This is a genomic window from Pseudomonas sp. GW823-FHT01D03 (assembly GCF_058798255.1).
The window spans coordinates 171,131-180,747 of sequence record NZ_JBXAKK010000002.1; the positions used below are offsets into that span (position 1 = coordinate 171,131).

Below are 9,617 nucleotides of genomic sequence, written 5' to 3' on the forward strand. Positions count from 1 at the left end.
CCGCTTGATTGCATATGCTTGTATGTACAAGTAAAGACGTATGCGTATAAGTCCGCAGCGTCCACTGATTCGCTTGTCGCGCATTGAAGCGCACAGGCTGCTTGCCCACTGCCAGGGTTGGTTTGAATTGATCGCTGAGGAGTCTTTTTCGTGACTGACAATAAGCCTGCAACTGCCGTTTATACAAAGAGACGTGACGTCGAAATCCGTGCATCGCGCGGCAACAAGCTGACCGCCAAGAGCTGGCTGACCGAAGCGCCGCTGCGCATGCTGATGAACAACCTCGACCCGGAAGTGGCCGAGAACCCGAAAGAGCTGGTGGTCTACGGTGGCATCGGTCGCGCTGCGCGCAACTGGGAGTGCTACGACAAGATCGTCGAAAGCCTGACCAATTTGAACGACGACGAGACCCTGCTGGTGCAATCCGGCAAGCCGGTCGGCGTGTTCAAAACCCACAGCAACGCCCCGCGCGTACTGATCGCCAACTCCAACCTGGTGCCGCACTGGGCGAGCTGGGAACATTTCAACGAACTCGACGCCAAAGGCCTGGCGATGTACGGCCAGATGACCGCCGGCAGCTGGATCTACATCGGCAGCCAGGGCATCGTCCAGGGCACCTACGAAACCTTCGTCGAAGCCGGCCGCCAGCACTACAACGATAACCTCAAGGGCAAGTGGGTGCTGACCGCCGGTCTGGGTGGCATGGGCGGTGCTCAGCCACTCGCTGCAACCCTGGCTGGCGCCTGCTCGCTGAACATCGAATGCCAGCAGGTGAGCATCGATTTCCGCCTGAAAAGCCGTTACGTCGACGAACAAGCCAAAGACCTCGACGACGCCCTGGCGCGCATTGCCAAATACACCGCCGAAGGCAAAGCGATCTCCATTGCCCTGCTGGGCAACGCCGCCGAAATCCTCCCGGAACTGGTCAAGCGCGGCGTGCGTCCGGACATGGTCACCGACCAGACCAGCGCCCACGACCCACTCAACGGTTATCTGCCGGCGGGCTGGACCTGGGACGAGTATCGCGCCCGCGCCAAGACCGAGCCGGCCGCTGTGATCAAAGCCGCCAAGCAGTCGATGGCTGTCCACGTCAAAGCGATGCTGGACTTCCAGAAGCAAGGCATTCCGACCTTCGACTACGGCAACAACATCCGTCAGATGGCGCAGGAAGAAGGCGTGGAAAACGCGTTCGACTTCCCGGGCTTCGTCCCTGCCTACATCCGCCCACTGTTCTGCCGTGGCATCGGCCCGTTCCGCTGGGCGGCACTGTCGGGTGATCCGCAGGACATCTACAAAACCGACGCCAAAGTCAAAGAGCTGATCCCGGACGACGCGCACCTGCACAACTGGCTGGACATGGCCCGAGAGCGCATCAGCTTCCAGGGTCTGCCGGCACGTATCTGCTGGGTCGGTCTGGGCCTGCGCGCCAAGCTCGGTCTGGCGTTCAACGAAATGGTGCGCAGCGGTGAGCTGTCGGCACCGATCGTGATCGGTCGCGACCATCTCGACTCCGGCTCGGTGGCCAGCCCGAATCGCGAAACCGAATCGATGCAGGACGGTTCCGACGCCGTCTCCGACTGGCCACTGCTCAACGCTCTGCTGAACACCGCGAGCGGCGCGACCTGGGTTTCCCTGCACCACGGCGGCGGCGTGGGCATGGGCTTCTCGCAGCACTCGGGCATGGTGATTGTCTGCGACGGCACTGACGAAGCGGCCGAGCGTATTGCGCGCGTGCTGCACAACGATCCGGCCACTGGCGTCATGCGTCACGCCGATGCCGGCTACCAGATCGCCATCGATTGTGCGAAGGAGCAGGGCCTGAACCTGCCGATGATTACCGGCAAATAATCGCAATTCTGTGGGAAATGCTTTTGGTGGGAGTGGGCTTGCTCACGAACGCGTTGGATCAGTCAGCACATGTTTCGAATGTGCCGGCCCCTTCGCGAGCAAGCCCGCTCCCACCAAAAGCCGCCCGCGCAAGACGCTCAGTGAACTCGAATAACAATCCACAGAGGTTGAATCATGGCTGTAACCCCCGATCGTGCAGGCAACAAACCGTTGATCGAAAGGCGTTCGATCGACTACATCCCGGAAGCGGAAAGACACGGTCGTCTGTTGAGCCAGTTCACCTTGTGGATGGGTGCGAATCTGCAAATCACCGCGATTGTCACCGGGGCGCTGGCCGTGGTGCTGGGCGGTGATGTGTTCTGGTCGTTGATCGGTCTGCTGATCGGCCAACTGTTGGGCGGCGGGGTGATGGCGCTGCATGCGGCGCAAGGGCCAAAACTGGGCCTGCCGCAGATGATTTCCAGCCGCGTGCAATTCGGCGTGTACGGCGCGGCGATCCCGATCGTGCTGGTATGCCTGATGTATCTGGGGTTCACCGCCACCGGTACGGTGCTTTCCGGGCAGGCGCTGGGCCAGTTGTTTGGCGTCAGTGACACGGTTGGCATCCTGCTGTTCGCCAGTGTCATTGTGCTGGTCACGGTGCTTGGTTATCGGGTGATCCACTGGATCGGCCGGGTCGCCAGTGTCATCGGCGTGATTGCCTTCGTGTATCTGTTCAGCCGTTTGCTGAGCCAGGTGGATGTGGGCGCACTGTTGCAGATCCGTCACTTCAGCTGGAGCAGCTTCCTGCTGGCGGTGTCGCTCGCGGCCTCCTGGCAGATCGCGTTCGGCCCGTATGTGGCGGACTATTCGCGCTACCTGCCGAGCAAGATTTCCTCGGTGAAAACCTTCTTTGCCGCTGGCGCCGGTTCGGTCATCGGTGCGCAGGTGGCGATGGTGCTTGGCGTATTCGCGGCAGCTTCGGCCAACGGCCAGTTTGCCGGTCACGAAGTGGCCTACATCGTCGGACTGGGCGGCACCGGTGCCACCGCCGCGCTGCTGTACTTCAGCATCGCGTTCGGCAAGGTGACCATCTCGACGCTGAACTCCTACGGCAGCTTCATGTGCATCGCCACCATCATCAGTGGTTTCAAAGGGCACCTGACCGTTACGCGTATGCAGCGTCTGGTGTTCGTGCTGGTGATCGTCGGCGCGGCAACCCTGATCGCCTTGCTCGGTCAGCACTCGTTCCTCGGTGCGTTCAAGTCGTTCATCCTGTTCCTGCTGGCGTTCTTCACTCCATGGAGCGCGATCAACCTGGTCGACTACTACTGCATCACCCGCGAGCGCTACGACGTGCCGGCGCTGGCCGATCCGAATGGTCGCTATGGCCGCTGGAACCTGCTCGGGATCAGTGTCTATGTGTTCGGCGTGCTGGTGCAGCTGCCGTTCATCTCCACCAAGTTCTACACCGGCCCGCTGGTGGCTGCCCTCGGTGATGTGGATATCTCCTGGATCATCGGTCTGGTGCTGCCTGCTGCCCTCTATTACGTGTGCGCAAAAAAATGGCACGGCTCGGTGCCTGATCAACTGATTCTGCCGGTCGAGCAGAACAGCGTTGTACCACCTGAAAAAAGTGGGGCCGGGCGCGCTGCGGCGCAGGCCTGATTGGACGTGGACAGGGCTGGATGCCTCTTGACTGCCGTAAGCCAATTCATGATTAGGAGCGTCGCAACAATGAAATCGAACAAGACCCTGCTCACCACACTGCTGTCCATGGGCCTGTTGGCCAGTGCCGGTGCCACCCAGGCGGCCGGCTGGTGCGAATCCGGCAAACCGGTGAAATTCGCCGGCCTGAACTGGGAAAGCGGCATGTTGCTGACCGACTTGCTGCAAGTGGTGCTGGAGAAAGGCTACGACTGCAAGACCGACACCTTGCCGGGCAACTCCATCACCATGGAGAACGCCCTGAGCAGCAACGACATTCAAGTGTTCGCCGAAGAGTGGGTCGGCCGCAGCGAGGTCTGGAACAAGGCCGAGAAGGCCGGCAAGGTGGTTGGTGTCGGCGCGCCGGTCGTCGGTGCCGTGGAAGGCTGGTACGTGCCGCGCTACGTGATCGAAGGCGATGCCAAACGCAAGATCGAAGCGAAAGCCCCGGATCTGAAAAACATCGCCGATCTGGGCAAGTACGCGGCCGTGTTCAAAGATGCCGAAGAGCCGTCCAAGGGCCGTTTCTACAACTGCCCGGCCGGTTGGACCTGCGAGCTGGACAACAGCGAAATGCTCAAAAGCTATGGTCTGGAAAACAGCTACACCAACTTCCGCCCGGGCACAGGCCCTGCGCTGGATGCGGCGGTGCTGTCGAGTTACAAGCGTGGCGAGCCGATCCTGTTCTACTACTGGACGCCAACCCCGCTGATGGGCCAGATCGACGCGGTGAAGCTGGAAGAGAAAGCGGGCGTCGACAAGACCGTGACCATCAAGGTCGGCCTGTCCAAAACCTTCCACGAACAAGCGCCGGAGCTGGTGGCCGTGCTGGAAAAGGTCAACCTGCCGATCGACCTGCTGAACCAGAACCTGGGCCGCATGGCGAAGGAACGTATTGAGTCGCCGAAGCTGGCGAAAATCTTCCTCAAGGAACATCCTGAGGTCTGGCACGCGTGGGTCAGTGACGACGCAGCCAGGAAAATCGACGCGGCGCTGTAGGTCGATACCTCCCGGTCAACTGTGAGGCTGGCCGGGAGATATGCCGTAAATCGCTTGATTGAGATTTCTGATTGAGAGCCGCTTATGTTTCCCGAAAGCTTTACCTTTTCCATCGCCGACTGGGTCAACGGTTGGGTCGATTCGCTGGTCACCAACTACGGTGATGTGTTCCGCCACATCTCGGACACGCTGCTGTGGGCCATCGTCAACCTCGAAGGCCTGCTGCGTGCGGCGCCGTGGTGGTTGATGCTGGCGATCGTCGGCGTCGTCGCCTGGCACGCCACGCGCAAAGTGCTGACCACCGCTGTCATCGTCGGTCTGCTATTCCTCGTCGGTGCTGTCGGCCTGTGGGACAAACTTATGCAGACCCTGGCGCTGATGATGGTCGCGACGATCATTTCGGTGCTGATCGGCATCCCGCTGGGGATCCTCTCGGCGCGCAGCAACCGCTTGCGTTCGGTGTTGATGCCGTTGCTCGACATCATGCAAACGATGCCAAGTTTCGTGTACCTGATCCCGGTGCTGATGCTGTTCGGCCTGGGCAAGGTCCCGGCGATTTTCGCCACGGTGATCTACGCCGCGCCGCCGCTGATCCGCCTGACCGATCTGGGCATCCGCCAGGTCGACGGTGAAGTGATGGAAGCGATCAACGCCTTCGGTGCCAATCGCTGGCAGCAACTGTTCGGCGTGCAACTGCCGCTGGCCCTGCCAAGCATCATGGCCGGGATCAACCAGACCACGATGATGGCCCTGTCAATGGTGGTGATCGCCTCGATGATCGGCGCCCGTGGCCTGGGTGAAGATGTGCTGGTGGGGATTCAGACCCTCAACGTCGGACGCGGCCTCGAAGCCGGTCTGGCGATCGTGATTCTCGCAGTGGTCATCGACCGCATTACTCAGGCGTACGGTCGGCCACGGCATGAGGTGAGCAAATGAACAACGCAACCGTGAGCAAGATCGAAGTCAAAAACGTCTTCAAGATTTTCGGCAACCGCGCCAAGGACGCACTGGCGATGGTCGGCCAGGGCAAGACCAAGGACCAGGTGCTGAACGAAACCGGTTGCGTGGTCGGGGTCAACGACCTGTCGCTGAGCATCGGCACTGGCGAGATCTTCGTGATCATGGGCCTGTCCGGCTCCGGCAAATCGACGCTGGTGCGCCACTTCAATCGCCTGATCGACCCCACCAGCGGCGCGATCCTGGTCGACGGCGTGGACATCCTGCAATACGACATGGAAGCCCTGCGCGAATTTCGCCGGCACAAGATCAGCATGGTGTTCCAGAGCTTCGGCCTGCTGCCGCACAAGACCGTGATCGAGAACGTCGCCTATGGCCTGAAAGTGCGCGGCGAGAGCAAGCAACTGTGCGCCGAACGCGCGTTGCACTGGATCAACACCGTGGGCCTCAAAGGCTACGAAAACAAATACCCGCACCAGCTCTCCGGCGGCATGCGTCAGCGTGTCGGCCTGGCCCGCGCCTTGGCGGCGGACACCGACATCATCCTGATGGACGAAGCGTTCAGTGCGCTGGATCCGCTGATCCGCGCCGAGATGCAGGATCAGTTGCTGGAGCTGCAAAAGACCCTGCACAAGACCATCGTCTTCATCACTCACGACCTCGACGAGGCCGTGCGCATCGGCAACCGCATCGCGATTCTCAAGGACGGCAAGCTGATTCAGGTCGGCACCCCGAGAGAGATCCTGCATTCGCCGGCGGACGAATATGTCGACCGGTTCGTGCAGCGGCGGGCGGCGGTGGTTTAGTGGACTAAGGGTGAGACTGCTTTTGTGGCGAGGGAGCTTGCTCCCGCTCGAGCGCGCAGCGGTCGCAAAAATTTTGGGTCTGCTTCGCAGTCCAGCGGGAGCAAGCTCCCTCGCCACAGTTGGTGTATCAACAGAATAGGCATGAGGTTTTAGATGTCCCAGGCTGAAAAAATCATCATCACCGGCAGCCCCCTGCGTTGGCAGGACGTGGTCGCCGTCGCCCGTCACGGCGCCACTTTGGAACTGTCGAGCGAGACCTGGGCGCGCATCGAAAACGCTCAGGGCATCGTCCAGCGCATCGTCGAAAGCGGCGAGCGTGCCTATGGCGTCAACACCGGTCTGGGTGGTCTGTCCAACGTGTCGCTGAAGGACGAACAACTCAGCCAGCTCTCGCGCAACACCTTGCTCAGTCACGCCTGCGGCGTCGGCCCGGTACTGCCTGATGAGCAAACCCGCGCGATCATCTGCGCTGCGATTCACAACTTCAGCCACGGCAAATCCGGCATTCATCGCCGCGTGGTCGAAGCGCTGCTGGCGCTGCTCAATCGCGGCATCACCCCGCAGGTTCCGTCGCAAGGTTCGGTGGGTTACCTGACGCACATGGCGCACATCGGCATCGCGCTGCTGGGCGTAGGCAATGTCAGCTATCGCGGGCAGATTATCTCGGCGCAACAGGCATTGGCTGAGGAAGGTCTGCAGCCGGTGCAATTGGGTGCGAAGGACGGCTTGTGCCTGGTCAACGGCACGCCGTGCATGACCGGCCTCAGTTGCCTGGCGATTGCCGACGCGATGCGCCTGGTGCAATGGGCCGATGTGATCGGCGCCATGAGTTTCGAAGCGCAGCGCGGGCAGATCGCCGCGTTTGATGCCGAGATCATCGCGCTCAAGCCGCACCCTGGCATGCAACAGGTCGGTAGCAACCTGCGCGCCTTGCTCGATGGCAGTGAAGTAATCGCGACCAGCAAAGGCATTCGCACTCAGGATGCGCTGAGCATCCGTTCGATTCCGCAGGTGCACGGCGCTGCGCGCGATCAACTGGAACATGCGATCAAACAGGTCGAAGCCGAACTCAACGGCTGCACTGACAACCCGTTGCTGCTGGGCACGCCCGACAACTTCCGGGTGATGTCGCAGGCCAACCCGCACGGCCAGTCAGTGGCGATGGCGGCGGATCTGCTGGCGATTGCCATGGCTGAAATCGGCTCGATTGCCGAGCGCCGTCTCGATCGGCTGGTCAACCCGCACGTCAGCGGCCTGCCGGCGTTTCTGGTGGCCAATCCGGGGGTGAACTCCGGGATGATGATCGTGCAATACGTCGCCGCTTCGCTGTGTGCCGAGAACCGCCAATTGGCGCAGCCGGCGGTGCTCGACAACTACGTCACCTCGGGCCTGCAGGAAGACCACCTGAGCATGGGCACCAGCGCTGCGCTGAAGCTGCACCGCGCCTTGGAAAACTGCACGCAGATCCTCGCCATCGAATACCTGCTGGCGGCGCAGGCCTTTGAATTCCTCAAGGAGCAGCGCTTTGGTGCGGGCACTGACCGGGCGTGGCGCCTGCTGCGTGAAACCGTCCCGACCTACGATCAGGATCGCTGGCTGGCGCCGGATATCGCCGCCGCCGCCAGCGTGCTGAAAAACCCGAATGCGCTGCACAACGTATTAACGAATCTGCACTGACAACTACCCATACCAGCGTGCCAAGGCGCGGATCGTCCACAAGACGAGAAACGACGGATAACGGAATGCTCCGGAGCGACTGGTAGTTAATAACAATGTTCAAAAGGAGCATTTTAATGACTGCGCTGAACCTGATTCCCGGCCAACTGAGCCTGGCCCAACTGCGTGATGTCTATCAGCAACCGGTCAAGCTGACCCTCGACCACAGTGCTGCGGCGCAGATCGAGGCCAGCGTCGCGTGCGTCGAGCAGATCCTTGCCGAGAACCGCACTGCCTACGGCATCAACACCGGTTTCGGCCTGCTGGCTTCGACCCGCATCGCCAGCGAAGACCTGGAAAACCTGCAGCGTTCGCTGGTGCTGTCGCACGCTGCTGGTGTCGGCCAGCCGATCAGCGATGAGCTGGTGCGGCTGATCATGGTGCTCAAGGTCAACAGCCTCAGCCGTGGTTTCTCCGGCATCCGCCGCGTGGTGATCGACGCGCTGATCGCGTTGATCAACGCCGAGGTTTATCCGCACATTCCGCTCAAAGGTTCGGTCGGCGCCTCGGGTGACCTCGCGCCGCTGGCGCACATGTCGCTGGTGCTGCTGGGCGAAGGCAAGGCGCGTTACAAGGGCGAGTGGATGGAAGCCACCGAAGCGCTGAAAGTTGCCGGTCTGACCCCGCTGACCCTGGCGGCGAAAGAAGGTCTGGCGCTGCTCAACGGCACTCAGGTGTCCACCGCATTTGCCCTGCGCGGTCTGTTTGAAGGTGAAGACCTGTTTGCTGGCGCAATCGCACTGGGCGGTCTGACGGTTGAAGCGGTATTGGGTTCGCGCTCGCCGTTCGATGCACGTATTCACGCCGCTCGCGGTCAGAAAGGTCAGATCGATGCAGCCGCCGCATATCGCGACCTGCTCGGCGAGCGCAGCGAAGTCTCCGACTCGCACCAGAACTGCGAGAAGGTTCAGGACCCGTACTCCTTGCGTTGCCAGCCGCAGGTCATGGGCGCCTGCCTGACCCAGTTCCGTCAGGCCGCCGACGTGCTGGTGGTCGAAGCCAACGCCGTCTCCGACAACCCGTTAGTGTTCGCCGCTGAAGGCGATGTGATTTCCGGTGGCAACTTCCACGCCGAACCCGTGGCCATGGCCGCCGACAACATGGCCCTGGCCATCGCTGAAATCGGCTCGCTGAGCGAACGCCGTATCTCGCTGATGATGGACAAGCACATGTCGCAACTGCCGCCGTTCCTGGTGGCCAATGGCGGCGTCAACTCGGGCTTCATGATCGCTCAGGTCACCGCCGCGGCACTGGCCAGCGAAAACAAGGCGCTGTCCCATCCGCATTCGGTCGACAGCCTGCCGACCTCGGCCAATCAGGAAGACCACGTATCGATGGCTCCGGCGGCCGGCAAGCGCCTGTGGGAAATGGCCGAGAACACTCGCGGGATTCTTGCGGTGGAATGGCTGGCGGCGGTGCAGGGGCTGGACCTGCGCAACGGTCTGAAGACCTCGGCCAAGCTGGAACAGGCGCGGGCGATTCTGCGCAAGGAAGTGCCGTTCTATGAGAAGGACCGCTTCTTTGCGCCGGACATCAATGCGGCGACTGAGCTGTTGGCGTCGCGCTGCTTGACCGAGCTGGTTCCGGCGAAGCTTTTGCCTAGCC

Annotated in this window: 7 protein-coding genes; all 7 read left to right on the top strand. The window is 61.5% G+C overall.

Annotation, left to right across the window (positions count from 1 at the left end):
* The first annotated feature begins 150 nt into the window (after positions 1-150).
* Positions 151-1,848 (top strand): urocanate hydratase, encoded by a 1,698-nt coding sequence (gene hutU, locus AC1RBR_RS27105; protein WP_492567354.1) that lies wholly within the window; start codon positions 151-153, stop codon positions 1,846-1,848.
* 174 nt (positions 1,849-2,022) lie between these two features.
* Positions 2,023-3,495, top strand: coding sequence for a purine-cytosine permease family protein (locus AC1RBR_RS27110; protein WP_492567355.1), 1,473 nt, complete (start codon positions 2,023-2,025; stop codon positions 3,493-3,495).
* A 69-nt stretch (positions 3,496-3,564) separates the two neighbouring features.
* The gene (locus AC1RBR_RS27115) at positions 3,565-4,533 is read left to right on the top strand and encodes an ABC transporter substrate-binding protein (RefSeq protein WP_492567356.1); all 969 of its coding nucleotides are present in this window, start codon (positions 3,565-3,567) and stop codon (positions 4,531-4,533) included.
* An 84-nt stretch (positions 4,534-4,617) separates the two neighbouring features.
* Complete coding sequence (locus AC1RBR_RS27120) at positions 4,618-5,469, top strand: ABC transporter permease (RefSeq protein WP_027611284.1); 852 nt, start codon at positions 4,618-4,620, stop codon at positions 5,467-5,469.
* A complete protein-coding gene (locus tag AC1RBR_RS27125) occupies positions 5,466-6,296 on the top strand; it encodes a quaternary amine ABC transporter ATP-binding protein (protein WP_007961757.1) in 831 nt (276 codons plus the stop codon). The genes AC1RBR_RS27120 and AC1RBR_RS27125 overlap by 4 nt, the downstream gene beginning before the upstream one ends.
* A 153-nt stretch (positions 6,297-6,449) precedes the next feature.
* Entirely contained in the window at positions 6,450-7,973 is a 1,524-nt protein-coding gene (hutH, locus tag AC1RBR_RS27130; protein WP_492567357.1) for a histidine ammonia-lyase, read from the top strand.
* Positions 7,974-8,089: 116 nt separating this feature from the next.
* The coding region (gene hutH / locus AC1RBR_RS27135) for a histidine ammonia-lyase (RefSeq protein ID WP_492567358.1) at positions 8,090-9,617 on the top strand (1,528 nt) is incomplete at its 3' end.